Annotated in this window: 24 protein-coding genes; 12 read left to right on the top strand and 12 right to left on the bottom strand. The window is 71.0% G+C overall.

The annotated features are described in order from the left end of the window. Positions 1 to 118 precede the first annotated feature (118 nt). The 3 genes from ACWD5O_RS10840 to ACWD5O_RS10830 all read left to right on the top strand — a co-directional run bounded on the left by ACWD5O_RS10840 (position 119) and on the right by ACWD5O_RS10830 (position 4140). Positions 119 to 1987: a CHAT domain-containing protein gene (locus ACWD5O_RS10840; RefSeq protein WP_450085131.1), complete on the top strand. Its 1869-nt coding sequence runs from the start codon at positions 119 to 121 to the stop codon at positions 1985 to 1987. Then, positions 1933 to 3378, top strand: coding sequence for a hypothetical protein (locus tag ACWD5O_RS10835; RefSeq protein WP_450085130.1), 1446 nt, complete (start codon positions 1933 to 1935; stop codon positions 3376 to 3378). The genes ACWD5O_RS10840 and ACWD5O_RS10835 overlap by 55 nt, the downstream gene beginning before the upstream one ends. 369 nt (positions 3379 to 3747) lie before the next feature. Further along, positions 3748 to 4140, top strand: a complete 393-nt coding sequence (locus tag ACWD5O_RS10830; RefSeq protein ID WP_450085129.1) for a VOC family protein — start codon at positions 3748 to 3750, stop codon at positions 4138 to 4140. Positions 4141 to 4209: 69 nt separating this feature from the next. Here ACWD5O_RS10830 and ACWD5O_RS10825 read toward each other — a convergent pair whose 3' ends face one another. Further along, the gene (locus ACWD5O_RS10825) at positions 4210 to 4755 is read right to left on the bottom strand and encodes a 2'-5' RNA ligase family protein (RefSeq protein ID WP_450085128.1); all 546 of its coding nucleotides are present in this window, start codon (positions 4753 to 4755) and stop codon (positions 4210 to 4212) included. Between the two features lie 352 nt (positions 4756 to 5107). On the opposite strand from ACWD5O_RS10825, the gene ACWD5O_RS10820 reads away from it, so the two are divergent. The 3 genes from ACWD5O_RS10820 (at position 5108) to ACWD5O_RS10810 (ending at position 7274) form a co-directional block, all read left to right on the top strand. Next, the gene (locus ACWD5O_RS10820; RefSeq protein WP_354964374.1) at positions 5108 to 5641 is read left to right on the top strand and encodes a SigE family RNA polymerase sigma factor; all 534 of its coding nucleotides are present in this window, start codon (positions 5108 to 5110) and stop codon (positions 5639 to 5641) included. Then, positions 5631 to 6731, top strand: a complete 1101-nt coding sequence (locus ACWD5O_RS10815; RefSeq protein ID WP_450085127.1) for a hypothetical protein — start codon at positions 5631 to 5633, stop codon at positions 6729 to 6731. The genes ACWD5O_RS10820 and ACWD5O_RS10815 overlap by 11 nt, the downstream gene beginning before the upstream one ends. Positions 6732 to 6866: 135 nt before the next feature. Further along, positions 6867 to 7274: a VOC family protein gene (locus ACWD5O_RS10810; protein ID WP_450085126.1), complete on the top strand. Its 408-nt coding sequence runs from the start codon at positions 6867 to 6869 to the stop codon at positions 7272 to 7274. Positions 7275 to 7293: 19 nt separating this feature from the next. Here ACWD5O_RS10810 and ACWD5O_RS10805 read toward each other — a convergent pair whose 3' ends face one another. Beyond that, entirely contained in the window at positions 7294 to 7911 is a 618-nt protein-coding gene (locus ACWD5O_RS10805; RefSeq protein WP_354964377.1) for a pyridoxamine 5'-phosphate oxidase family protein, read from the bottom strand. Between the two features lie 178 nt (positions 7912 to 8089). On the opposite strand from ACWD5O_RS10805, the gene ACWD5O_RS10800 reads away from it, so the two are divergent. The 3 genes from ACWD5O_RS10800 to ACWD5O_RS10790 are packed head-to-tail and all read left to right on the top strand — an operon-like array spanning position 8090 to position 10257. Next, on the top strand, positions 8090 to 8593 hold the full coding sequence (locus tag ACWD5O_RS10800) for a DUF2231 domain-containing protein (RefSeq protein WP_450085125.1): 504 nt from the start codon (positions 8090 to 8092) through the stop codon (positions 8591 to 8593). Beyond that, complete coding sequence (locus ACWD5O_RS10795; RefSeq protein WP_354964379.1) at positions 8593 to 9141, top strand: Hsp20/alpha crystallin family protein; 549 nt, start codon at positions 8593 to 8595, stop codon at positions 9139 to 9141. Before ACWD5O_RS10800 ends, ACWD5O_RS10795 begins: the two co-directional genes overlap by 1 nt. A gap of 9 nt (positions 9142 to 9150) precedes the next feature. Further along, positions 9151 to 10257: a glycosyltransferase family 9 protein gene (locus tag ACWD5O_RS10790; RefSeq protein WP_450085124.1), complete on the top strand. Its 1107-nt coding sequence runs from the start codon at positions 9151 to 9153 to the stop codon at positions 10255 to 10257. Between the two features lie 14 nt (positions 10258 to 10271). Here ACWD5O_RS10790 and ACWD5O_RS10785 read toward each other — a convergent pair whose 3' ends face one another. Next, entirely contained in the window at positions 10272 to 11150 is an 879-nt protein-coding gene (locus tag ACWD5O_RS10785) for a glycosyltransferase family 2 protein (RefSeq protein WP_354964381.1), read from the bottom strand. Next, complete coding sequence (gene rfaE2 / locus ACWD5O_RS10780; RefSeq protein WP_354964382.1) at positions 11147 to 12991, bottom strand: D-glycero-beta-D-manno-heptose 1-phosphate adenylyltransferase; 1845 nt, start codon at positions 12989 to 12991, stop codon at positions 11147 to 11149. The genes ACWD5O_RS10785 and rfaE2 overlap by 4 nt, the downstream gene beginning before the upstream one ends. Before the next feature lie 126 nt (positions 12992 to 13117). Between rfaE2 and ACWD5O_RS10775 the strand changes: the two genes are divergently transcribed. Further along, on the top strand, positions 13118 to 14794 hold the full coding sequence (locus ACWD5O_RS10775) for an MDR family MFS transporter (protein ID WP_450085123.1): 1677 nt from the start codon (positions 13118 to 13120) through the stop codon (positions 14792 to 14794). Positions 14795 to 14839: 45 nt separating this feature from the next. Here the strand turns inward: ACWD5O_RS10775 and ACWD5O_RS10770 are convergent, their stop codons facing one another. Beyond that, on the bottom strand, positions 14840 to 15472 hold the full coding sequence (locus tag ACWD5O_RS10770; RefSeq protein WP_354964384.1) for a TetR/AcrR family transcriptional regulator: 633 nt from the start codon (positions 15470 to 15472) through the stop codon (positions 14840 to 14842). Between the two features lie 120 nt (positions 15473 to 15592). On the opposite strand from ACWD5O_RS10770, the gene ACWD5O_RS10765 reads away from it, so the two are divergent. Further along, positions 15593 to 16624 (top strand): aldo/keto reductase, encoded by a 1032-nt coding sequence (locus ACWD5O_RS10765; RefSeq protein ID WP_387322865.1) that lies wholly within the window; start codon positions 15593 to 15595, stop codon positions 16622 to 16624. A 58-nt stretch (positions 16625 to 16682) separates the two neighbouring features. Here the strand turns inward: ACWD5O_RS10765 and ACWD5O_RS10760 are convergent, their stop codons facing one another. Next, on the bottom strand, positions 16683 to 17174 hold the full coding sequence (locus tag ACWD5O_RS10760) for an NUDIX domain-containing protein (RefSeq protein ID WP_450085122.1): 492 nt from the start codon (positions 17172 to 17174) through the stop codon (positions 16683 to 16685). Between the two features lie 56 nt (positions 17175 to 17230). Here ACWD5O_RS10760 and ACWD5O_RS10755 point away from each other — a divergent pair, with 56 nt between their 5' ends. Further along, entirely contained in the window at positions 17231 to 18880 is a 1650-nt protein-coding gene (locus tag ACWD5O_RS10755; RefSeq protein ID WP_450085121.1) for a fatty acid--CoA ligase, read from the top strand. A gap of 186 nt (positions 18881 to 19066) precedes the next feature. On the opposite strand, the gene ACWD5O_RS10750 is transcribed toward ACWD5O_RS10755, so the two are convergent. The 6 genes from ACWD5O_RS10750 to ku all read right to left on the bottom strand — a co-directional run bounded on the left by ACWD5O_RS10750 (position 19067) and on the right by ku (position 24487). Beyond that, positions 19067 to 20077 carry an NADPH:quinone reductase gene (locus ACWD5O_RS10750; RefSeq protein ID WP_354964388.1) on the bottom strand — a complete coding sequence of 337 codons (1011 nt, stop codon included), beginning with the start codon at positions 20075 to 20077 and terminating at the stop codon, positions 19067 to 19069. A gap of 159 nt (positions 20078 to 20236) precedes the next feature. Further along, positions 20237 to 20893: an HAD family hydrolase gene (locus tag ACWD5O_RS10745; protein ID WP_354964389.1), complete on the bottom strand. Its 657-nt coding sequence runs from the start codon at positions 20891 to 20893 to the stop codon at positions 20237 to 20239. A gap of 31 nt (positions 20894 to 20924) precedes the next feature. Beyond that, complete coding sequence (locus tag ACWD5O_RS10740; protein WP_450085152.1) at positions 20925 to 21749, bottom strand: SCO6745 family protein; 825 nt, start codon at positions 21747 to 21749, stop codon at positions 20925 to 20927. Between the two features lie 187 nt (positions 21750 to 21936). After that, positions 21937 to 22650 carry an FKBP-type peptidyl-prolyl cis-trans isomerase gene (locus tag ACWD5O_RS10735; protein WP_450085151.1) on the bottom strand — a complete coding sequence of 238 codons (714 nt, stop codon included), beginning with the start codon at positions 22648 to 22650 and terminating at the stop codon, positions 21937 to 21939. A gap of 111 nt (positions 22651 to 22761) precedes the next feature. Then, on the bottom strand, positions 22762 to 23400 hold the full coding sequence (locus ACWD5O_RS10730; RefSeq protein WP_450085120.1) for a DUF4241 domain-containing protein: 639 nt from the start codon (positions 23398 to 23400) through the stop codon (positions 22762 to 22764). A gap of 73 nt (positions 23401 to 23473) precedes the next feature. Further along, complete coding sequence (gene ku / locus ACWD5O_RS10725; protein ID WP_450085119.1) at positions 23474 to 24487, bottom strand: non-homologous end joining protein Ku; 1014 nt, start codon at positions 24485 to 24487, stop codon at positions 23474 to 23476. Positions 24488 to 24537: the final 50 nt, after the last annotated feature.

Raw genomic sequence — 24537 nt, 5'->3', positions numbered from 1 at the left:
TTGTCGTGGTAACTCTGGGCACCCACCTGTTAGCGCGCTTGACCGATAGCTGTCCCGATGTCCCTTGCTGGAGGCCGTAGTGGCGACTCCCGAAGACCGGCCGTCTGACGTTCGACAGTTGGGGGAGGCAGCGGCACCGGTACGGGTATTGATCTCTTACGCGCATGGCGACCCGGCGCACGAGGAGGACGTCCGGCGATTCTGGACGCTGTTGCGGGCCGAGGGAGTGGACGCGCGGCTGGATGTGACGGCGGCGAGTCAGCGCCAGTTCTGGCCGCAGTGGATGTCGGAGCAGATCTGTCAGGCGCGGTTCGTGATTGTGGTTGGTACGCCGACATATCGGGAACGTGCTGAGGGTCGCGCTGCGGCGTCTGTCGGCCGGGGGGTGCGCTGGGAGGCGCGACAGTTGCAGGAGCTCCTGTACGCGGATATGGAGACGGGCACACAAAAGATCGTTCCGGTGCTCCTGCCAGGTGGCGAAGAGACTGATCTTCCGGATTGGCTGCAGCCGGGAGGTGGCACGACCTACCGGATCGCGACGTTGACTTCATCCGGTGTGGAAGGTCTGCTCCGGCTGCTGACGGATCAGCCGTTGGATGTCGATCCACCGTTAGGCATGCCACGGCCGCTCCCGCCACGGCCTCGCGCGGCGTTGCCAGCCGAGACTCCCGATCGTGACGCGAAGGTGTCGTCGTCACTGCGAACCCAGCTCCTCATCGAGGCTCGAATGGTCGACGACATGTTGGAGTGCTCGGTGTCGCTGGCCGGCACGCCGGTCGGGACGCGGCAGAGCCGCGTCCCGGCGGAGGTATGGCAAGTCTGGCAGGCGCTGCGCGCAGGCCCGCGGGTCGCGGTTGAGCGGATGTTCGCTGTCGGTCCGGTACTGGCGAACGCGGTGTTCGATCAGGATGGGCACCGCCTGGTCGCTGACTTGGTCGGCCGGTTACGACCAGGCGACTGGGTAGAGGTGCTGCTGACGGCCTCAGACGCTGCCTTGACGCTGCCTGTCGAGTTGCTGCGGCTGACCGGCGCTGACGGCAGGGACCTCGGACCGCTCGCGCTGATCGCGGGTGTGTCGGTGCGGCGCCAGGTGGCTGGTGCCCCACAGCCCCTGCGCGTCGGGCTCAGCGGCCCGCTGAAGGTGCTGGCGGCTGTGGCCGCGCCAGACGAGGACGTGACTGCTAATGCGCCACTGGATGTCGAAGCGGAGATGCAGGCGGTCCTGGACGCGGTCAGCGATCCAACCGCCGAGCATGGCGGCGAGGTGCAGATCCTCGAGGTGGCCTCCCTGCGGCAGATCGCCGAGGCGCTGACCAGGGATGACTACCATGTGCTGCACCTGTCCGCACACGGCTCACCGCAGGCCGTGGAGCTGGAGGACGAAGACGGCCACCCGGTCGGCGTCAGCTCTCAGCAGCTTATCGAGGCACTGCGTGACGTCGGCAAGCCGGTGCCGTTGATCGTGCTGTCGTCGTGTTCCGGAGCGGCCGGTAGTGCGGACGCGATGGCGGCGGGCCTCGTGCGTGCCGGCGCTGACCGGGTCGCGGCCATGCAGGCACCCATCAGCGACAAGTACGCGACGACCGTGGTAGCCGCGCTGTACCAGGAACTCGCCACCCGCCCCACGCAGCCGGTGGCTGCGGCGTTGGCACGCGCTCGTCGACGCGCCGAACAGCTCCACCGGGACGAACCGCCTCGGCTGCCCGAGTCTGGCATACCCACTGTGTTGTCCGCCGCGGACGACGCGGCGCTCGCCGACCCCGACCTGCCGGCAGTACCACTACGCGGCACCCGCGTCGTGCCCTCCGGTGCGTCAGTACGTGAACTGTCGGTCGGCCAGCTCATCGGTCGGAGACGTCAGTTGCGGGCGGCGACGGCCGCGCTATACGCCGCACCCCTTCGGCCAGCGAGGCGCACGGCACAATCGCCGGGGTGCAGCTCGTCGGGACAGGCGGGATCGGCAAGGCCGCCATCGCTGGGCGCGTGATCGCCCGACGACGTGGTGATGGAGCGCTCGTCGCTGTCCACGAGGGTCGATGGAACCCGACTGACCTGCTGGCCTCGGTCGCCCAAGCCATCAAGGACGTACCCGCCCTGGCTTGGCACGCTCAGATCTTGACGTCTGACGCTATCGACGACACAGCCAAGGCCGAGATGGTCAAGCAGCTCCTTACCCGAGTGCCGCTGCTGCTGGTGTTTGACGATTTCGAGCAGAACCTCACCGCCGGAGGAGACGCCTTCACCGACCCGGCATTCGACGATTTGTTCACGAGCTGGTGCGATGCTGCCGAGGTCGGCGCCATCCTGGTCACTTGCCGTTACCCCCTGCCGGATGACGACCGATACCTGGTACGCATCCCGGTGCCACCGTTGTCTCCCGCCGAACTGCGCCGCTTGCTGCTGCGCCTGCCCGCGCTGCGCGGCTTGCCGCCAGAGGAGGTGCGCCTCCTCGGCAGAGTCATTGGCGGGCACCCCCGCCTCATCGAGTACGTCGACGCCCTGGTCCGCGGCAGACCGGCACAAATGAGGAGCGTCCAGCGCAAGCTGCGCGACCTGGCGCGCCAGGAGGGTGTGGACCTGCGTCGACCTCGGCCCTTGAGCGCCGCCGTCGACACAGCCTTGGTCCTCGGGAGCGCCGACATCCTCTTGGATGGGCTGCTTGGGCTGCTCACCGAAAGCCAGCGTGCCGTTCTCACGCAGCTCTCCGTCTCCCGCGCCCCCATGACCATCGACGACCTTGCTTACGCATGCGAACAGGAGGAAGGTGAGCCGGCGACAGACGTCCAAGAGTTGACTCGCGTTGTCGAGCGCCTCACCGACCTGACCCTACTCACTCCCGGCCCTGGCATTTTGATCCACCCGTTCACCGCCGAGGTCCTCGATCGGCAGAACACCGCAGACAAACATCAGCTACACGAGCGTGCGGCGGCAATGCGACTGCGGCGTTTCGAAGAGGGATCCGCGGTCTACGCAGATCTGTTGGAACTACCGCGCCACTGGGCCGCTCTGGGTCGTTACAGCGACATCGCTCAACTCGCACAGGTAGTCAACCGCAAGATCGCCGGGAGATTGGCAGTCAGCGCCTACTTGGCTGAGGTTCGACCACTCATTCCGGAGTCCGAATTTGCCTGGTACACGGTTGCCAAGTGGGAGTACGAGGCAGTACGCAACAGTGGCAATCTCGGTACGGCCGGGGAGCTGCTTGGACGAATGCGGAATGTGATTCAGCATGAAGTTGACAAGCAGCCATCGAGACCGGACTGGCAGGAGGCCCTTTCGCTCCTCCTGGTCGACCTCGGCGACCTTGCGACCGCGGGAGGCAATCTCAGTGAAGCCGCAGGTCACTACCAAAAAGCGCTGGCACTGGCTGAGGAGTGAAATCGAGACCGTGACAACGGCCCTTGGTGGCAACACCGGCCTGGGCTGATCCACGGCCGGTTGGGCAATGTGGCGGTGGCGGCGGGGGATCTGGAGGTCGCTCGCGGGCACTACCAGGGCAGTCTGGAGATTGCGGAGGGGCTGGCGTCGGCCAATCCGAGCGATAACGGGTGGCAGCGGGACCTGTCGATCAGCCGTGAGCGGTTGAGAGCGTTACGGGAAGGGGAAAGCGCGTCACCAGAGCAAGGTCCGCTTGAAGAAGGGGGCGGATGACTAACGCGAACCGTCAGCCGGAGCCGGGAGGACACCATGTTTCCGTGTCCCGCGTCTCAAGCACAGTCTGGAGCCGATCCCATGCAGTATTCGCCCGTGATCATCGGTCTTCCGATCGCCGACCGTCCGACCTCGCACCGCTTCTACCGGGATGGTCTCGGTCTGGAGACGGTGGGAGAGTTGGCTGACGACGGCATCCCGGAGCCGTTGCAGTTCGTCGTCAACGACGGGCTGCGGCTGATGCTTATCCCGACCGGCGGATTCGGGTGGGTGATCGGTCCGCATGAGGCCGCGGCGCGGGGGCAGAGTGAGTGTCTGCTCAGCCTGAGCGTCGCCTCGCCCGCCGCGGCGGACGCGATCGTCGAGCGGGCGCGCTGCGCCGGCGCCGAGGTGGTCACCGAGCCGACAGCACAACCCTGGGGGTACGCCGGCGTCTTCGCCGACCCCGACGGTCACCTGTGGATGGTGTCCGTCGAGCCAGCGTCCTGAAACGTCGACGGGGCCAAGGGCGTTCGGCGAGGCGGTCCACCTTGTCCCCGTCGGAGGAGGCTGGACGGTCTACGACTGCCCGACGAGGAGATCCGCCCCCAGTGGGAACTCGCAGACGGTGCGCCAAGGGCTTAGGCCCGGCGTTCCGGCGATGAGGCGAACCATGTCGACGGCCGCGTTGATCGGCAGCTGCGCGGAGACAGTCTCCGCGGCGTGGCTCAGTGTGGGCTTGGGACCGTCCTGGCCGATGGTCAGGTGCGGCACCACCTCGGTGTGCGCCCCGGCATATGGGGTGGTCTCGGGAAATCGCTGCCACACCGCCGCGGTGAGGTTCCGGAACGGATGGTCTGGCTGCGGCGCAAGCCATACGACCGTGTCACCGAACCAGCCGATGTGAGTCAGCGCAACGTCGAACCGCGGTATGCCGGCAATGGTCTTGCGCAGCGCGGTCAGGGCCTGGTCGTTGATCTGCTGCGGAGGCAGAAACGGGTAGAGGACGGTCACGTGCGCCGGCACGCCCCATGAGGCAGCCGGGTCGAGAGATTCCCGAAACCGGCCTACCGCTTCCTCGGCCTCGGGTATCGGCACGATGAGCGCCGTCTGTGTCGGTTCCATACCGGCAGTTTCCCGATCACGGCCGGTGCTGGTCTACGGACTTTCGCCACCGGTGCTGCGTAGTGCCCCCGTCTCGGTCCTCGTCCTGTCCTCGAGAGGTCGAACCCCGGCCGCTGACACTGAGAGATGCCGAGAGGGGTTTCTGCAGGCCAGGCGGGGCCGGGGCAGCGATCTGCTTACCCGAGGCGTCGTAGACGGGCGCCCGCTACTTCCGGTTCGGCCGCTTCTCGATGCTCACCGGCTACGCCGCCTGCCTGGCCTAGCGGTGTTGCCCTGCGCGGATTTTGATCGGCTGGCGCGTTAACCGCACTGTCCTCCCAGAGCGTTCATGAGGTGGGAGGTACACATACACATGCAACGACCCCGGGAACTGAGGCCGCCGGAGGGCTTCGCCGAGTTCGTCGCGGCGCGCTCGGATGCGCTGCTACGTTCGGCCTGGCTGCTTACCGGCGACGTCGGGCGGGCGGAGGACCTGTTGCAGACGGTTCTGGCAGACGTCTGGCGGCGCTGGGCCGCGATCACGACTGTCGGGCATCCCGAGGCGTACCTGCGCAAGGCCTTGTTCACCACGTACGTGTCCTGGTGGCGGCGTCGCTGGCGCAATGAGATTCCAGGCCAGCCACCGGACAAGTCCGAATACGGCGACATAGCCGGGGAGTCCGCTGACCGGGACGCGGTGCGCCGCGCCTTGGCGCGGCTTAGCCGACAGCAGCGGGCGGTCGTGGTGCTCCGCTACGTCGAGGACCTGACGGTCCAGCGGACAGCGGAAGTGCTCGGCTGCTCGCACAACACGGTCAAGGTGCAGGCCTCTCGTGCCCTACGGATTCTGCGTACCGATCCGAACCTTGAGCTGTCTGCCACTCGGAGGTCACGAAATGACGCATGAAGATGAGGACATCAAACTCCTGTTGACCGAGGCTGTTCCCCCGCTGGCGCCGCCGGTGGATCGGGTTGGCGCGGTGGCGAGGCGGGTCCGCCGGCACCGGCAGCGCCTGATCGGAGCTAGCGCGCTCGCGATAGCGATGACCGCTGCACTGGGAGTCGGAGGGATGCAGATACTCGCCGGTGGCAACCACACCCCTCCACCCCAGGCGGCGGGCGACTCGGGCGGACAAGGGCGGTGGACCTCGTGCGCCGACGCGGCACCGGAGATGGCCACCCCTGGCTTCTTCATCACGGCCGAGGACGTGCCCGTCCTGCCCCGCCTCGATGGTGACTTCACGCCGACAGCGGTCGTCATCTGCGGACACGAGACGCAGCGACGCGCTGACGGAGGCGAGGACATGGTGGCGACGGAACGTCGTGCCGACGACGTCGCCGCCCTCGTCACCGCGCTCCGCCTGCCCGACGAGCCGCCTGCAAATCGAGGAGGGTGCACCATGGAATTGCCATTGGCGCCCTGGCTGGCGGTCGTCGACGCCGACGGCCGGTGGATGCGACCCGGGATACCCCTCGACCTGTGCCGGAAGCTGCGGACCGAGGTACGTGAGGCCCTCGACGCCCTGCCGCTGACCACTGTGGCGACCCGTCCGATCGCCGAGGTCGAGTCGGCCGAGGCCGCCGCAGCGGGTTGCAGCCAGCGCTGGAAGGACATGATGTCGGTGGAGACGACGAGGAAGCCGGGGCCCCGCACCGGAGCCCTCCCCGAGCCGTTCCCCGTCGGGCAACAGGTCCGCCTTTGCCTTTACCAGGTGCCGAAGAGCGCGCAGGGGAGCGACGGCGAATTCGCGCACGGGACGGTGCTGCCAGCGGACCGCCGGACGGCAATTGAGCACGCCCTCAAGGCTGCCGGGCCGGTGGAGTCGTGCAGCGGACAAGCCAGCCGCTTCGCGCTGCTGTGGTCAGTGGCCGGTGGCGACCCGCAGACGTACGTCGAACTCGACGGCTGCCACCGGATCATGGTGGTCGTCCATCCCGGCGGCCCGGTCATCGCCCAGGGTGACGCCGCACTGGCCGAGCTGATCGACAAGCTGTGACCTATCGGCGAGGCCGATTCCCCGCGGTTACGGGGTGCCGGTGCTCGGTGTTCGACCGGCGGGTCCGATGACTTTCGGCGCCGGGCCGCGTCCATCCTGGAGACAGTGTCCGTTCGACACCCTGGAGCCCGTCCCATGACCTTCGCGCCCGTGATCATCGGTCTTCCGATCGCCGACCGTCCGACCTCGCACCGCTTCTACCGGGATGGTCTCGGTCTGGAGACGGTGGGAGAGTTGGCTGACGACGGCATCCCGGAGCCGTTGCAGTTCGTCGTCAACGACGGGCTGCGGCTGATGCTCATCCCGACCGGCGGATTCGGGTGGGTGATCGGTCCGCATGAGGCCGCGGCGCGGGGGCAGAGTGAGTGTCTGCTCAGCCTGAGCGTCGCCTCGCCCGCCGCGGCGGACGCGATCGTCGAGCGGGCGCGCTGCGCCGGCGCCGAGGTGGTCACCGAGCCGACAGCACAACCCTGGGGGTACGCCGGCACCTTCGCCGACCCCGATGGTCACCTGTGGATGGTGTCCGTCGAGCCAGCGTCCTGAAACCGACGGCGAGGCGGGATCAGACGTAGATGCTCCGGACGTACTCCGGGCCGTAGCGCTGTTCAAGGTCCGCCAGGCTCTCCGCCGGCGCCTCGACCTCCTTGATCAGCCGGGCCCGGGACGGCAGTACGTCCGACTGCCAGGTCTCCGGCTGCCACAGCGCGGACCGCATGAACGCCTTGGGGCAGTGGTAGAAGATCTGCTCGATCTCCACCACCACCGCGAGCACCGGCCGGTGCCCCTTGACCACCATGTCGTCGAACCAGGGCGCGTCCCGCACCAGCCGGGCCCGTCCGTTGATTCGCAGCGTGTCGGTCCGCCCGGGGATCATGAAGAGCAACCCGACGTGCGGGTTGTCGAGGATGTTGCGGTAGCCGTCCGCCCGCTTGTTGCCCGGTCGTTCCGGCAGCGCGATGGTCGTGTCGTCCAGCACCAGGGCGAACCCGGCCGGGTCGCCCTTGGGCGATACGTCGCAGCTGCCGTCCGCGCCGGCCGTGGCCACCAGGCAGAACGGCGCGGCGGCCAGCCACTGGCGGTCCCGCTCGTGCAGGCGGGCGCGATCCTTGTTGGCGGCCTGTGCGTTCGGCACGCCGAGCAGCTCGCGTAGTTCCTCGTGCGAGGTGATCTCCACCGTCACGTGATCCTCCCCCGGCCGTTGACCTGGGTGGCGGGCACCACCGTCCGACGACCTCGTCCGCCAGCCTAGGCCTGCGTGGCCAGCGCGAGGTTTGCCCCCGGTTGTCGGGGGTACGGCCTCACCCGACGCGCCCGCAGCACGAACTGTCACGAGGACGCCGACCAGTGGAGGCCGGGAGATGGAGAGCCGACTCAAGGTGCTGGGCCATCCGGTCCATCCGATGCTGGTCATGTTCCCGGTCGCGCTGCTCGTCACGGCGTTGCTGTTCGACGTGGTGGACACCGTCGGCGGGCCTGATTTCCTCGGCGAGGTCGCGTACTGGAACATCACGGTCGGTCTGATCGGCGGCCTGCTGGCCGCGGTGGCCGGCTCGTTCGACCTGTTGGCGATCCCGACCGGCACCCGCGCCAAGCGGGTGGGTCTGCTGCACGCCGGCGCGAACGTCGCCGTGATCCTGCTCTTCGCCGCCGTCTGGGCGGTCCGGCTCAACGCGGATTCCCGGGCCGCAGGTGGCGCGCTGGTCGCCATCGAGGTGGTGGCGGTCGCCATTCTCGGCATCAGCGCCTGGCTCGGCGGGGAACTGGTCGACCGGCTCGGCGTGGGCGTCGACCGCGAGGCCGGTCTGGACGCGCCCAGCTCACTGCGGCCGCCCGCGGCCGCCCGGCGGATCGGAGAGGTGTGATGACCGAGCAGCAGACCGGCGGCTTCGGCCGGGGATGGCGGGGTCGGCAGCAGGGTTGGGATCCGATGGGCGAGCTGCAGTCGCTGCGCGCCGAGCTGAGCCGGCTGGTCGGCGGCCGGGCCGGGACGTCCGACGTCGAGCTGACCGAGACCGCGGACGGCTGGGAGGTCGTCGTCCGGCTGCCCGGGGTGGCGCCGGAGGAGGTGGCGGTCGAGCTGGACGACCGGGAGTTGTGCGTACGGGCCCGTTCCGAGGCGGAGGTCAACGCCGACCAGGGCATTCCGGGCGGCTTCGAGACCCGCGGCTTCGAGTACCGCATCGACCTGCCGGCCCGGGTCGACCCGGAGGGCATCGACGCGGTGATGGACCACGGCCTGCTCCGGGTCCGGCTGCCGCGGGCGGTCCGACCCAGGCCGCGCACCATCACCGTCGGCCGCACCGGGCCGCGTTCCGGCGACTTCTCCACCGGTACGCCGATGCCGGCCGATCCCGCCGCCGACCGCGAGCTGCACCGCCCGGACACGGTCGGCGAGATCGACCGGTCGTAGCGGGACCGCGTGGTCACCCCGTCCCTGCTCGGCCCGACGGCCGGGCGCGTCCCCGACGTACAGCGGATCGCCGTGCTGCGCGCCAACGCGCTCGGCGACTTCCTGTTCGTCCTGCCGGCGCTGGACGCGCTGCGCGCCGCGTACCCGGGGGCGGAGATCGTGCTGCTCGGCGCGCCGTGGCACGCGAAGCTCTGGCGCGACCGGCCCGGCCCGGTGGACCGGGTGCTGGTGGTGCCGCCGGCGCCGGGCATCCGCACGCCGGAGGCGGGTGAGGCGGAGTCGTCGATGGACGACTTCCTGGCGGCGGCCACCGGCGAGGGCTTCGACCTGGCGGTGCAGATCCACGGCGGCGGCGCCAACTCCAACCCGCTGGTCAGCGGCCTCGGCGCCCGGGTCACCGTGGGGCTGCGCGCCGACGACGCGCCGCCGCTGGACCGGTGGATCCGGTACATCTACTACCAACACGAGGTGATCCGCTACCTGGAGGCGGTGGCCCTGGTGGGTGCGCCGGCGACCACCATCGTGCCGGCGCTGGCCGTGACCGACGCCGACCGGGCGGAGGCGGACCAGGTGCTCGGCCCACCGGACCGACCCCGGGTGGCGCTGCATCCGGGCGCCAGCGACACCCGCCGCCGCTGGCCGGCCGAGCGGTTCGCCGAGGTGGCCCGCGAGCTGCACGGCGACGGCTTCGAGGTGCTGGTCACAGGTACGCCGAGCGAGCGGGAGGTGGTGGACCGGGTGGTCGCCGCGGCGGGGGTGCCGGTCCGGCCGCAGGTGGGCACGCTCAGCCTCGGTGGGTTGACCGGCTGCTACGCCGGCTGCGCCCTGGTCGTCTCCAACGACACCGGTCCGCTGCACCTGGCCGCCGCGGTGGGTACGCCGACGGTCGGCGTCTACTGGGTCGGCAACCTGATCAACACGGCCAACCCGCTACGCGGCCGGCACCGGCCGATCTGTTCCTGGATCGTGCACTGCCCGGTCTGCGGGGTGGACTGCACGCCCGGCATCTATCCGCACCGGCCCGGCGACGGCGAGTGCCCGCACCGGGATTCCTTCGTCAGCGACGTGCCGACGATCGAGGTGCTGGAGGCCGCCCGGGAGCTGCTCCAGGCGTAGGGAAGGGCGCCTTTTCAGGCTGGCTGGGGGGTGTCCTCGTCGGCGAGTACGACCTCCCACGCCTCGACGTCCCGATCGGTGACCGTGGTGGGGGACTCCAGGTGGTAGGCGCCGCTGGGCAGGATGCCGGCCCCTCCGTGCCGGGCCAGCACCGAGAGTTGGGCGGCCACGTCCTCGCCCTGGTGCTTCTCCTGCACCTTCCGCCAGAAGTCGAAGCCACCGGAATCGACGAGCTTGGCCCGGTCGTAGAGCACGCACCCCCCGATCCAGGAGATCTTGTACGCACGCCACGCACCGGGCGGCAGCGCCAACTCTCCGGTGACGTGCAGCAGGTTGGCCGCCGAGTGGATCCGGGCCCGGTTCCACTCCGGGGTGCCGGGCCGGATCCGCTCCGGTGTGGGCCGGCCGATCCACTCCTCGTAGTGCCCGTGCGTCTCTGGTCGCCGGTCATCGGTGTACGAGAGCCCGTGCACGCCGTTGCCGACGAACCCGCAGCCCAGCTCCCCGATCGCGGTGACCAGCCGATGCAGCGCCCCAGGCTCCAGCCAGACGTCGTCGTCGAGGCTGAGCACGTACCGGGCGGCCGAGGTGGCCAGCAGGTACGCCCGGTGCTCGGCCAGCCCTCGCCGAGGCAGCCGGCGGGTCAGCAGCACCGGGTGGCCCCGGTGGCGCAGAGCCCGGACCATGGTGGCGGCGGCGGGGTGGGCGTACGCCGGCTCCCCGTCGGACTGGTCGCTGACCACCACCCCGAAGCCGGATACGCCCTCCTGGGCGGCGAGGCCGGCCAGGGTGACCGCCAGCTCGGCGGGCCGGTTACGGGTCGGAATCAGCACGTCGACCAGCCGCTCGGTGCGGAACGCCTCCGGGGTGTCGAGGTCGAGTGGGCGGTTCACGACGCTCGGGTACGGGTGCGGAGTGACGGGTCCTGGCCGTGCGACGACGGGTCGGGCTCCCGGTCCTGACTGTGCGACCGGATCCGCTCGATGATCGCGGACGTGGACCGGTCCGGCACGTACCCCAGGGTGCGCACCTGGCCACCCAGCCGGCGCACCAGCGGCGCCTCAGGCACCAGCTCCGGTGGGTAGTCCCCGCCCTTGACGTAGACGTCCGGCCGAACCGCCTCGATCAGCGCCGCGGGCGAGTCCTCCTCGAAGATCACCACGTGGTCCACGCAGGACAGCGCGGCGAGCAGGGCGCCCCGGTCCTCGACCGGGTTTACCGGACGGTCCGACCCCTTCAACCGGCGTACGCTGCCGTCCGAGTTGACCGCCACGATGAGCAGGTCGCCCAGGGCGCGGGCCTGCTCCAGGTAGCGCACGTGCCCGCGGTGCAGCACGTCGAAGCAGCCGTTGGTGAACACCACCGAACGTCCGGTGTCGCGATACTCGGCGACGATCGCGTCCAGCTCGTCGGCGCCGACGAGCACCGGGTGCCCGGTGCTCTCCGGCGGCTGGTCGAGCGCGGTGAGCAGGTCCTCCCGTCGGCACACGCAGGTGCCGGTGTCCGACACGGTGATGGTGGCTGCCAGCTGGGCGAGCTGGGCGGCGGTGGGCAGCGGCGCGTCGGCGGCCAGGGCCAGCGTCATCGCCGCCAGGTACGCGTCACCGGCACCCACGGCATGGCTCGCCGGCACCGGGGTGCTGTGGCTGCGTCGCGGCTCCCCGTCGGCGCCGCCGACAACCGCGCCCTCGGTGTCCAGGGTCACCGCGACCACGTCGGCGCCGGTGTGCGCACGTAGGTCGGCGAGGCGCGCCTCGGCCAGCACCGCCCGGTCGACGCCCTCTCCGGCCTCGGTGTTCACGGTCACGCCGGCGCCGGTGACGCTGAGTCCGTCGCCGGTGAGGGCCACCTGGCCTTCGCTGAGCGTCGGCTCGCCGACCGGCCCCGGATGGCCGGCCCGGGTCGGGTCGGGGATGGTTCCGGCGCTGACGGCGTCGGCTCGCGCCCCACCCGGGGCGGCACCCACGCTCAGCTCGGATGGTCCGTCGGCCGGGTCGCTGTCGGGGTGTTCCAGGTGCAGTTCGATGCCGGCCGCCGGGCGGTTCGCGCGGCCGGCGCGGGCCAGCAGCCGGGTCGCCTCGGCGAAGCTGGGGGTGACCACGGTCGGCGCGAGCCCCCGCCAGTCGGCCAGGTCGTGGGCGTCCAGCGCGACCGTGGCGTAGCGCTCCCGCTGCTCGACCAGCCAGGCGCGGACCGGCGCGGGCAGGGCGCCCAGGCCGTAGTCGCAGACCACCAGGGTCGGTGCCTCCCCGCCGGCGGCGGCGCGCAGCTCCTCGGTGGCACAGTCCAGCGCGGTGAGCAGCCGGGTCACCCCGTCCGGGGCGAGCGCGTCCGGGCCGCCGGAGTCCTCCCGGAGCAGGATCTGGTTGCCGGCCAGCATCCGCCGCTTCACCGGGGTGGGGCGACCGGGCTGGTTGACCGTACGGTCCCAGACGCCGGCGCGGTCCAGGCAGTCGTGCAGTTCGTCACCGGCGACGTCGGCACCGACCGGTGCCACCAGCACCGCCCGTCCACCGAGGGTGGCGACGTTGACGGCGGTGTTCGCGGCCCCGCCGGCGGCGGAGATCCGCCGCCGCAGGGTGAGGACCGGGGCGGGCGCCTCCCGGCAGAGCCGGTCGGAGTCGGCGAACCGCCATTCGTCCAACATGGCGTCGCCGATGATCAGGACGGGGCGCCCCAGCCAGCTCTCCACGACGGTGGCGAGCCGGCGGTGTTCCGCTGCTGCTCCTGCCATGCCTCCCCGGGTCCCCAGCACCCTCGGGGTCAAACCTCCGTGGTGATCCACTCCAGTGGCCGGCCGAGGCGGACGTGTTTTTCCTGGTTCGACGCATGTTCCGCGTTGGTCGGGAAAGAAGGGCCCATGACCACCGAAGCCTCTGCCGCGCCGGTGCTGAGTCGCCAGCAGATCCGGCTGCTCATGATCGGTCTGATGACCGGCATGCTGCTGGCCGCCCTCGACCAGACCATCGTCGGCACGGCCCTGCCGACCATCGTCGGGGAGCTGGGCGGGATCAACCACTACTCGTGGGTGGTCACCGCCTACCTGCTCGCCTCGACCGCGTCGACACCCCTGTACGGCAAGATGGCCGACCTGTACGGGCGCCGCCCGGTCTTCCTCTTCTCGATCGGTACGTTCCTGGTCGGGTCGTTGCTGGCCGGTCTGTCGCAGAACATGACCCAGCTGATCATCACCCGGGGCATCCAGGGCCTGGGCGCGGGTGGTCTGTTGACGCTGGCGTTCACCATCATCTCGGACGTCGTCTCACCCCGGGAGCGGGGCCGCTACCAGGGGCTGTTCGGTGCGGTCTTCGGAATCTCGTCGGTGGCCGGTCCACTGGTCGGTGGTTACTTCGCGGAGACCGACTGGCGGTGGATCTTCTACATCAACGTGCCGCTGGCGATCCTGGCGATCGTGGTCTGCTACCACGTGATGCGGCTCATCCCGTTCGAGCGCCGGGACCACGCGATCGACTGGCTCGGCGCCGGCCTGCTGGTCGCCGGGGTGAGCAGCCTGCTGCTCGCGCTGAGCTGGGGTGGCAACGAGTACCCCTGGGGCTCTGGGGTGATCATCGGCCTGTTCGTCGCCGGCGCGGTGCTCGCCGTGCTGTTCCTGCTCCAGGAGGCCCGGGTCGCCGAGCCCATCCTGCCGCTGCGGCTGTTCCGCAGCGCGACCTTCGCGCTGGCCAACTCGGCCGGCTTCGTGCTCGGCCTGGTCATGTTCGGGTCGATCATCTTCATCCCGCTGTACCTGCAGATCGTCAAGGGCGCCTCACCGACCCGCAGCGGTCTGCTGATGCTGCCGATGATGGCCGGCATCATCGTCACCTCGATCCTCACCGGTCGGGCGATGAGCCGGATCGGAAGGTACAAGTGGTTCCCGGTCACCGGGTCGGCGATCCTGCTGATCGGCATGCTGCTGTTCACCCAACTGTCGGTGGGCACCTCGCTCTGGATCGCCTTCGGCTACATGGTGGTGATCGGCGTCGGCCTGGGGCTGTGCATGCAGTCACTGGTCCTCGCGGTGCAGAACGCGGTCTCCGTGCGCGACCTGGGCGCCGGCACCTCCTCGGCCACCTTCTTCCGGTCGCTGGGCGGTTCGTTCGGGGTGGCGATCCTCGGCGCGGTGCTCTCGTCCCGGCTCGCCGGAGGGCTGGGCGACCGGCTGCCCGGCGCGATCGCCCAGCTTCCGCCGCAGCAGCAGGCCGAGGTGGCGGCGAGCGGCGGCGCGAACATCTCGATCAACGATCCGGCAACCATCATGGCCCTGCCCGGGCCGGTCCGGTCGGCCATCCAGAACGCGTTCGTCGACGCGCTGGACATGGTCTTCCTGACCGCCGGCCTGATCGCGATCGTGGCCGTGCTGGTCACCCTGGCGCTGCCGAACGAACAGCTCCGGGGCGCCGGTCCGGAGGGCGCCAAGGGCGGCGCCGACCCGCTCGGCGGTGAGGCCCCGGCGCCGGGCGGCAAGCCGCTGACCCGCGAGTCGAAGGAGGAGGCGGCCGCCGACATGGAGGCCAAGTCCCAGACGATGATCTGACCGTGTCCACCTCGACCGCCCCGGCTGGTCCGGGGCGGTCGGTGGTCAGGCGGGGCGTCGGTAGGCGCCGTACCACCAGGTCGCGGCCAGCTCCCGGGCGGCCGCACCATCGACCTCGGGGTCGGCGGGGGTCAGGGCGACATGGTGCGCGAGGAACCGGTCGCCGCCGAGCACGATCAGCCGGCTCGCGGTCGCCGGGTCCAGGCTCGCCGGGGTACGACCGGCCCGCTGCTGGGCGCGGAGCACCTCCTCGGTACGCGCCATGAACCGCTCGAAACCGGCCGCCCAGTACTCCCGCACCACCTCGTCGTACGCGGCGACCTCGCTGATCGCCGCCAGCACCGGGGCGTACGTCCGGTAGATCCGGATCACGTCGCTGAAGACCTCGGTGAGCCGGTCGAGCGGGTCGCCGGGGTCGGCTGGATCCCATTCCTGGACCCGGTCGAAGGAGGTCTCCCGCATGCTGCCGGCCAGGCGCATGAGCAGCTCGCTCTTGTCCCGGAAGTGGATGTAGAAGGTCGAGCGGGCCACCCCCGCCTCGGCGGCGATGCGCTGGACGCCGAGGTCGGTGAAGCGGGCCCCCTCCTGGAGCAGCCGCTCGGTGGCGGCCAGCACCCGCGCTTCGACGGCGGCCCGACCGTCGGGGTTGCGCGGGCGGCGTCGGGTGATCGAGGGCATGGTCGAAATCCTAGGTGGCCGGGGGCGGAACGGGCGACGTACGCTCGTCACCGGACACACTGTCCGACATAGTGACCACGGGGTGGCCGAAGCAGGCCTCCGATCGACGAGGAGTAACGCGTGAAGTACCGACTGCTGGGCAACACCGGGGTGTACGTCTCGGAGATCTCGCTCGGCACGATGACCTTCGGCGGCAGCGGGCACCCGATCTGGGGCGGCCTCGGCGCGCTGGCGCTGCCCGACGCCCAGCGGCTGGTGGACACCGCGCTGGACGCGGGCGTCAACTTCGTCGACACCGCTGACACGTACAGCGAGGGCGAGAGCGAGGAACTGCTCGGCCAGGCGCTCGGCAAGCGGCGCCGCGACGTGGTGCTCGCCACCAAGGCGCACGCCCGGACCGGTCCCGGCCCGAACGACGTCGGCACCTCGCGGTTGCACACCATGCAGGCGTTGGAGGACAGCCTGCGACGGCTGCGCACCGATCACATCGACCTCTACCAGATCCACAACTTCGACCAGGTCACTCCGATGGAGGAGACACTGCGCGCGCTCGACGACGCGGTGCGGCAGGGCAAGGTCCGCTACATCGGTTGCGCGAACTTCGCCGCCTGGCAGATCTCCAAGGCGCTGGGCATCTCCGCGCGGGAGAAGCTGGCCGGTTTCGTCTCGGTGCAGTCGTACTACTCCCTGCTGGGCCGGGACGTGGAGCGCGACGTGGTGCCGATGGCGCTCGACGAGGGCGTCGGCCTCACCGTGTGGAGCCCCTTGGCCGGTGGCTTCCTCTCCGGCAAGGTCGGCCGGGACAGCGCGGTCGCCGACAGCGGCTCGCGCAGCGCCCAGCCTGGCTTCACCAACTTCCCGCCGGTGGACCGCGAGCGCGGGTTCGACGTGGTCGACGTGCTCAAGGGCGTCGCCGAGCGGCACGAGGTCAGCCCGGCCCGGGTGGCGGTCGCCTGGCTGCTGGCCCGGCCGGCCGTGACCAGCGTGATCGTCGGCGCCCGCAAGCAGGAGCAGTTGGTGGACAACATCGCCGCCACGGACCTGACGCTGACCGCGCAGGATCTCGCCGAGCTGGACGAGATCAGCAAGCTGCCCGTCGCGTACCCGAACTGGATCCAGGAGGCGTTCGCCGGGGTCCGCTACCCGCAGTGAGGCCTGTCGTCCGGTCCGGCGCTCACTGGCCGGGCCGGGCGGGCACGGCGGGTACGGCCTACTTGAGGATCAGCCGGCTGGTCTGCTCGAAGACGTCCAGGTCGGCCAGGGTCTCGGTGACCGAGGTGGAGAGCGGGGCGGGGAACCGGTCCCGGGGGAAGAAGCCGGCGTCGGTGGTCTCGTCGGTGAACCGCGACAACTGCCCGTCCCAATCCTCGACCCGGAACGCCGTGGTGAAGACCTGGTAGGTGTGCCCGTACATGTTGGTGCTGGTCCGGTCCGGGCCGGTGTAGAGGGCGAACGCGCAGACCCGCAACGCCCGGAGCCCGGTCTCCTCGCGGACCTCCCGCACCGCGCAGTCCGCGATCGACTCGCCCAGCTCCATCGCCCCGGCCGGCATGGCCCACTGGCCGTTGTCCGAGCGCTGGATCAGCAGGATGCGTCCGGCGTTGTCGCGGACCACGGCGCGGGCGCCGACGAACATCAGCGTCCGGTCCCCGGCCAGTGCGCGCAACTGCCCTACGTACGAGTCGGCCCAGGAGATGCTCACCTGCGACAATTTACGGGGGTTCCCAAGCTGTGACCGGCGACACTAGCTTGTTACCCATGCGTAGCACGATGATGGACGCCCCTCTGCAGGTCTCCCGGATCCTCGACCACGGCGCCACCGTGCACGGCACGGCCGAGGTGGTCACCTGGACCGGCGGGGAACCCCGCCGGATGACGTACGCCGAGGTGGGCCGTGCGGCCGCCCGGCTGGCACACGCGCTGCGCGACGAGTGCGGGGTGACCGGCGACGAGCGGGTCGCCACCTTCATGTGGAACAACAACGAGCACCTGGTCGCCTACTTCGCGGTGCCGAGCATGGGTGCGGTGCTGCACACCCTCAACATCCGGCTCTTTCCCGACCAGGTCGCCTACATCGCCAACCACGCAGAGGACCGGGTGGTGCTGGTCGACAGCACGCTCATCCCGCTGCTGGCCCGGGTGATCGGCGAACTGGCCACCGTGCGGCACGTGGTGGTGGTCGGCGGCGGCGACCCGGCGCCGTTGGTGGCGGCTGCCGGCGATCGGATCACCGTGCACCACTGGGACGCCCTGCTCGCCGACCGGCCCGAGGTGTTCGACTGGCCCGAGGTGGACGAGCGGGACGCCGCGGCGCTCTGCTACACCTCCGGCACCACCGGCAACCCGAAGGGCGTGGCCTACTCGCACCGGTCGATCTACCTGCACTCGTTGCAGGTCTGCATGCCGGAGGGCTTCGGTCTCGGGCCGACCGACCGGGAGCTGGCCATCGTGCCGATGTTCCACGCGATGTCGTGGGGGCTGCCGTACGCGGCGTTTCTCTCCGGCGCGTCGCTGATCATGCCGGACCGGTTCCTCCAGGCCGCACCGATCGCCGAGATGATCGCCGCCGAGCGGCCCACCCTGGCCGGCGCGGTGCCGACCATCTGGACCGACCTGCTGGCCCACCTGGACAGCCACGAGGTGGACACCTCCTCGCTCAAGGAGGTGATCGTCGGGGGCTCGGCCTGCCCGCCGTCGCTGATGCACGCGTTCGACGAGCGGCACGGGATCGACGTCATCCACGCCTGGGGCATGACCGAGATGTCCCCGCTGGGTTCGGTCTCCCGTCCGCCGGCCGGCGCGACCGGGGAGCAGGCGTGGCGTTACCGCTACACGCAGGGTCGTGTGCCTGCGGGTGTGCAGGCGCGGATCGTCGGCCCGTTGGGCGAGCAGCTGCCCGCCGACGGCAAGGCCGCGGGCGAGCTGGAGGTCCGTGGACCGTGGGTGACCGCCCGGTACGTCGGTGACGACGCCCCGGACGAGGAGAAGTTCCGGGACGGCTGGCTGCGCACCGGCGACGTGGGCACCCTCTCTCCGGATGGATACATCACGCTGACCGACCGCGCCAAGGACGTGATCAAGTCCGGGGGTGAGTGGATCTCGTCGGTGGAGTTGGAGAACGCGCTGATGGCTCACCCGGCGGTGCTGGAGGCGTGCGTGGTTGGTGTGCCGGACGAGCGGTGGGACGAACGGCCGCTGGCTACGGTGGTGGTCCGGGAGGGCGCCTCGGTGACCGCCGAGGAGCTGCGTGACTTCCTGGCCAGCTCGGTGGCCCGCTGGCAACTGCCCGAGCGGTGGGCGTTCATCGACACGGTGCCGAAGACCAGCGTCGGCAAGTTCGACAAGAAGGTCGTCCGTTCGCGGTACGCCGGGGGCGAGCTGACGGTCCGGGAGCTGGCGGCCCCGTAACGTTTTCCCCGGCACCGTCGCCTGTTGGGGCAGGGGTGCTTCTGAACATTCCTCCCCAGGGGCGGCCCCGGCGTTCGCACCGCGCCGGGGCCGCCCGCTCCACGCGGGGCGACCCGCACCGTCATTGTTGCGAAACTTATTCGCCTCTGTCCTGATGACGGGGAAATTGGGTGGTCAGCGACCTGATCAGGCGTCACTGGTACTGATCAGCACCTTGCCCACGGCCGAGTTCTCCACCGCCTGGTGCGCCGCGGCCGTCTCGGCCAGGCGGTGGTAGTGCAGCGGCAGGCCGGCCTCCACACCGACCCGGATGCCGCCCTGGTCGGCCGCCGCGGCCACGTCCCGCACAGCATGGGCCTTGGCCACCGTCGGCTCCGTGTAGACCAGCACGAACTGCCACCGGGCGTTCCGCATCATCGACGGCCGGATCGGGACGCTCACCTCGGGCTCGTCGTCGGCATAGACGCAGACCGAGCCACCGTTCCGGAGCACCTGCACGTCCGTCGGGGCGTTGCGGGCCGGGGAGACCTCGACGATCGTGTGCACCCCGTCGGGAGCGATCTTGCGGACCTCCTCGACCACGTCCTGCTCCCGGTAGTTGATCACGACGGAGGCGCCGGCCGACGCCGCGAGCTGCGCCTTCTCCGCGCTGCTCACCGTGGTGATCACCGTGGCGTCGGCCCAACGGGCGAGCTGGATCGCCGCGTTGCCGACCGCGCCCGCCCCGCCCTGCACCAGCACGGTGTGGTCGGCCAGCGCGCCGGCCCGCAACGTGTCCGGCATGAACTCGCCGGCGGTCAGGCAGCGGTGCGCGGTGAGGAACGGGATCCCCAGGCTCGCGCCCAGGTCGAACGAGGCGTCGCCGAGACGGACCACCTGCCGGACCGGCACCAGCGTGTACTCCGCCGAGGTGCCCCACGGCCGCTGCCAGGCCGCCTCCCAGATCCAGACCCGCTCGCCGATCAGGTCCGGGTCCACCCCGGCGCCGACGGCCTCCACCACGCCCGCCCCGTCCTGCCCGGGGATCTGCCAGCCGGCCGGCAGGGGGAACGACCGGCGGGCCTTCCAGTCCGTCGGGTTCACGCCGGAGACCGCCACCCGGACCAGGACCTCGCCCGCCCCCGGCTCCGGCACCGGCCGGTCGACCAACTGCAGCACCGAAGGATCACCGGTGCGCTCGTACACGATGGCTTTCATCCGTGGTCTCCTCACCCGTCCGGCGGGTGGCACCCGGGTCGAGCACCGCCGGCTGCGGTACCCCGCTCAGTCCCCGTCATGCCGGCCCCACCGGTCCGTGAAAACCGTACAACCGCACCCGAGGCGGGAGGGACCGGACAGCGGGTGACGTGGGGTACATCAGTCAGCCAGCTGATCCACCAGCTCGGGGGTCAGCTCACCGATCGCGCCCAGCGTCACCGCGGCCAGCCGGGCGGCGTCCGGGTCCAGCGGGTACGAACCGTGCGGCACCGCCACCACCCGCATCCCCGCCGCCGCGGCCGAACGCACCCCGTTGGACGAATCCTCCACCGCCACGCAGCGGGCCGGGTCGACGCCCAGCCGCCCCGCGACGCTCAGGTACACGTCCGGCGCCGGTTTGCCCCGCTCGGTCTCCTCGGTGGACAGGGTGGTGGCGAACGCGTCGGTCAGACCCGTGGCGGCCAGTGCCGCCGCGATCAGCCGGGTCGGCGAGGAACTGGCCAACCCCATTTGCCACCGCGCGGCCAGCCGGCGCACCACCTGGTCGGCGTTGTCGATCAGCGGTACGTGCTCCCGGTAGCGCCGGGTCATCTCCTCGACCACCTCGTCGGCGACCTGTCCGGCGGTGCGCGCCACACCCAGCTCACCGCTGAGATAGTGGGCCCACTCGCTGGTGCTCATGCCCATCAGCCGGCGCTGGGTGTCCGGCTGCCAGGCTCCGCCGTGCGTCGCCACGTACGCCCGCCGGACCTCCTCCCACACCGGTTCGGAATCCACGATCACGCCGTCCAGGTCGAAGACCACCGCATCCACCACGGCCCCATCCTGCCGGACCGGGAGCCGTCGGTCAGCCGGGCAGCGCGGGCAGCCCGATCGGGCTGTCGGCCGGAATCAGGGTGTGGCCGGCCCGGGCCATCGGCTCCAGAAGGTTGCGCAGCCGGTCCGTGTCGTCCGGGCCGAGCGCCCGCCACGGGTGCTCGGCGGCCCGGTCGGTGGCGTCCTCGACAGCCTGGAAAGCGGCCCGGCCGTGTTCCGTGGCCTCGCCGTCCGTGCTCAGCCAGCCCCGCCGCGCCAGCCGCTCGCGGGCAGCCCGCCACTGCTCCTCGGACCAGCCCCGGCCCAGCAGGTTCTGCGGCGACATGTCCACCGCGACCCGCCAGGCCAGCGTCTCCACCGGGTCCAGGCCGGCGGCGACCAGCGCGGCCACGTGCCCGTCTCCCCGGTGCTCGCGCAGCGTGGTGGCGGCCTGCCAGAGCCGGGACAGCGGGTACTCCCCGATCGGCAACGCCGCGTTGACCGCGCCGAGCACCCGGCCGGCGGTCTGCGTCGCCGACGCGGCCCGCTCCAGCAGATCGGCGGCCTCCGCCAGGTGCGCCTCTGGCAGCTCGTAGGTCAGCTCCGCGAGGGCCTGCACGGCACCGGTCAGCCGGGCCCGCAGGGCCTCCTGCGGGCTGGCCAACCGCCAGATCGCCGGCAGTGCCCGGCTCACCATCGGCGGCGCGAAGCTGAAGAAGGCGGCGATCACCGGGGCCGCGTCGGTGGCGCCCAGCGGCGCGGACCGGCCGGCGAAGTAACCCCGCCAGTAGCCGCGCAGCCCGACCGCCTCGTACGCCGCTCGTGCCCGGGGGTGGAAGTAGGTGACAGCATGCACCGGCTCGAAGTGCGCCCACATCAACCGGGCGATCCGCCCGGGCTCGTCCAGCGCCGTCACGTGCACCTCCGCGTCCCGTCCGGATGCTCACCCCGGGAGGCGAGCCTCCCGGGGTGACGCCGAACCTACTGCCGGTGGGTGACGGGCCGGAAGCCCCATGTGAACAACTCCATCGCGCCCGGGCGAACACCGGGGCGATCCGGACGGATCACTGGGCGGCGAGCACGTCCACCACGAAGCGCAGCGGGCCTTCCGGCCGACCCATGGCGGCGGCGTCCTTGCCGTACGCCAGCTCGGACGGGATGTCGAGCTGCACCCGGCTGCCCACGGTCACGCCGACCAGGCCCTGGTCCCAGCCGGGGATGACCTGTTCCACGCCGATCGGGAAGGTGGCCGGCTGGCCTGCCTTCCAGGAGGAGTCGAACTCCTTGCCGTCCTTGTAGAAGACGCCCACGTAGTTCGTGGTGATGGTCTGGCCCTTCTGCACCGCCGGGCCGGTGCCCTTGATCAGGGGAGTCACCGTGAGCTTCTTCAGCTCGCCCTTGCCCGCCTCGACGGTCGGCTTGCTGCCCAGCGCCGGGTCGACGTCCGCCGGCAGCTGCGGTGCGGGAGGCGCGGCGGCCTCGTCCGGGGCCGGGGCGGACGCGGAGGCGGACGGTGTCGCGTCAGCCTGGTTCGCGGGCTTGTCGTCGCCCCCACCGACCAGCACGAAGACGGTGATCAGCACCGCCACCACGGCGACGCCGGCCAGCCCACCGGCCCACGCCTGACGGCGCCGCTTCGCCTCGGCCGCCTTCTGCGCGGCCAGCTGGGCGGCCAGCCGCCGCCCCGCCTTGGTTGCCGGGCTCTGGCCCTCCGACCGGTTCTGCTGCGTGCTCTCGCTCACGTCGTCGACTCCCTGCTGCGAAGGTGTGGCCGGCACCCGGTGCCGGGGGGAAAGCCGACGCACACGGTACCCGCCTGACGGCCCACCGTGCCCACCCCGGACCGCCCGGATCGCTCTGCGGGCGCTCGCCCCGAGCCGGCGTGACGGTTATTCCGGCACCACCATGAAGTCCGTCACGAACGATGTCACCCCGCCATCGGTGCCCCGCCCGATCCAGGTGCCGTAGCAGCCGTCACCCCAGCCCGTGGCGACGGTCACGACGTTGGCGCCGGTGGCCTCGTCCAGCACCGCGGTGATCAACCCCGGGACCGGCGAGGCGGGCAGCTCGGCCGGGATGAAGACCTTTTCCACCTGGTCTTCGTCCCAGGCTTCCAGGGCGGTGAGCGCCGTCGGGTCGGCGAGGGTGCCGGCGCCGGCGTCCACCCCGTACCCGAAGTAGTCGTCCGCGCCGAGGCTGGCGACGTCCTGGTCGCCGGCGACAGCCGGCTCCCAGCGCACCGTCGGCGCGTCCCGGACCACCAGCTCCAGCGCGGCCACCCGGCGGTCCACCTCGGCGTCCTCCCGGAGCACCACGGCCACCCAGGCGCGGGCGGGATGCCGCCCCGGGGGCACGGTGACCGTGAACGGCTCGGCCTCCGGGCAGACCAGCGGGTCACACCCGACCACCTGGCCAGTCGGCAGCACGATGTCGCCCACCGGGTGGGCCTCGATCATGTACGAGCCGTGCGCGTCGGTGAAGCGAGCGCCGGGCGTCAACAACCGGTCCAGATCAGGGGTGTACGGCATGGCGGCTCCTCCGGTGGCCAGCGGCCGGCGGAGCGTACCCGGTCCGGCCGATGCCTCCGTCGCTGCCGTGCGGTCAGGCGGTCTTGCGGGGTGCCGTCTTCCGGGCCGCCGTCTTCTTCGCCGGCTCCGCCTTCTTCGCGGGAGTCTTCTTGGCGGCCTTCTTCGCCGGTTCGGCCTTGGCCGCGGCCGCCTTCTTCGCCGCGGTCTTCTTCGCGGGCGCCTTCGCCGCCTTCTTCTCGGCCGCCTTCTTGGCCGAGCGGGCCGACGAGATCGGCGTCGGCTCGCCGCCGCCACGGGCGGGCTGCTCGCCGCGGGCCGTCCGAGCCCGGTCCACCGATGCCTTCAGCGCGGCCATCAGGTCCACCGCCGCGGCCGGCGCCTCCTCCACCTCTTCCGGCTGCACGACCTCCCGACCCTCCACCTTGGCGTCGATGACCTCCTGCAACGCCGCCCGGTAGTCGTCGGTGAAGACGTCCGGCTCGAACTCACCGGTCATCGAGTCGATCAGGGAACTCGCCATCGCCAGCTCCGGCGGGCGCACCTTGAGGTCCTCGTCGAGGAAGCCGAAATCCGCCGTCCGGATCTCGTCCGGCCAGAGCATGGTGTTGAGCAGCAGCACGCCCTCGCGGACCCGGAGCGTGGCGAGCTGCTCCCGCTGGCGCAGCGCGACCTTGACGATGGCCACCCGCTCCGAGTCGAGCAGCGCGTCGCGCAGCAGCACGTACGGCTTGGTCGCCGTGCCCTCCGGCTCCAGGAAGTACGCCTTGTTGTAGAGGATCGGGTCGACCTGGTCGGCCGGGACGAACTCCAGCACGTCGATCGCGCGCGAGCTGGTCAGCGGCAGGTCGGCGAAGTCCTCGTCGGTGAGGATCACCATCTCCCCGCCGCCGATGTCGTAGCCCTTGGCGATGTCGTCGTAGGTGACCTCCTCGCCGCAGACCGAGCAGGTGCGCTTGTACCGGATCCGGCCGCCGTCCTCACGGTGCACCTGGTGGAACCGGATGTCCTTCTCCTCGGTCGCGGAGTAGAGCTTCACCCCGATCGAGACGAGCCCGAACGACACGGCTCCCTTCCAGATGGCCCGCATCCTCTGCTCCCTTCCCCGGTATCGACCATGCTCGCATCCGAAGGAACCGG

The organism is Micromonospora sp. NPDC005161, assembly GCF_053599855.1.
Note: the sequence above shows the minus strand (reverse complement) of the source record. Positions and strands in the feature narration are given on the sequence as shown.

Bases quoted from the DNA above. Each gene is read 5' to 3' on its own strand.
- ACWD5O_RS10810 (WP_450085126.1), top strand. From the start codon at position 6,867: ATGACCTTCGCGCCCGTGATCATCGGTCTTCCGATCGCCGACCGTCCG.
- ACWD5O_RS10795 (WP_354964379.1), top strand. From the start codon at position 8,593: ATGACCGAGCAGCAGACCGGCGGCTTCGGCCGGGGATGGCGGGGTCGG.
- ACWD5O_RS10815 (WP_450085127.1), top strand. From the start codon at position 5,631: ATGACGCATGAAGATGAGGACATCAAACTCCTGTTGACCGAGGCTGTT.
- ku (WP_450085119.1), bottom strand. From the start codon at position 24,487: ATGCGGGCCATCTGGAAGGGAGCCGTGTCGTTCGGGCTCGTCTCGATC.
- ACWD5O_RS10770 (WP_354964384.1), bottom strand. From the start codon at position 15,472: ATGCCCTCGATCACCCGACGCCGCCCGCGCAACCCCGACGGTCGGGCC.
- rfaE2 (WP_354964382.1), bottom strand. From the start codon at position 12,991: ATGGCAGGAGCAGCAGCGGAACACCGCCGGCTCGCCACCGTCGTGGAG.
- ACWD5O_RS10740 (WP_450085152.1), bottom strand. From the start codon at position 21,749: ATGTGGGCGCACTTCGAGCCGGTGCATGCTGTCACCTACTTCCACCCC.
- ACWD5O_RS10755 (WP_450085121.1), top strand. From the start codon at position 17,231: ATGCGTAGCACGATGATGGACGCCCCTCTGCAGGTCTCCCGGATCCTC.
- ACWD5O_RS10750 (WP_354964388.1), bottom strand. From the start codon at position 20,077: ATGAAAGCCATCGTGTACGAGCGCACCGGTGATCCTTCGGTGCTGCAG.
- ACWD5O_RS10820 (WP_354964374.1), top strand. From the start codon at position 5,108: ATGCAACGACCCCGGGAACTGAGGCCGCCGGAGGGCTTCGCCGAGTTC.
- ACWD5O_RS10730 (WP_450085120.1), bottom strand. From the start codon at position 23,400: ATGCCGTACACCCCTGATCTGGACCGGTTGTTGACGCCCGGCGCTCGC.
- ACWD5O_RS10775 (WP_450085123.1), top strand. From the start codon at position 13,118: ATGACCACCGAAGCCTCTGCCGCGCCGGTGCTGAGTCGCCAGCAGATC.
- ACWD5O_RS10800 (WP_450085125.1), top strand. From the start codon at position 8,090: ATGGAGAGCCGACTCAAGGTGCTGGGCCATCCGGTCCATCCGATGCTG.
- ACWD5O_RS10825 (WP_450085128.1), bottom strand. From the start codon at position 4,755: ATGGAACCGACACAGACGGCGCTCATCGTGCCGATACCCGAGGCCGAG.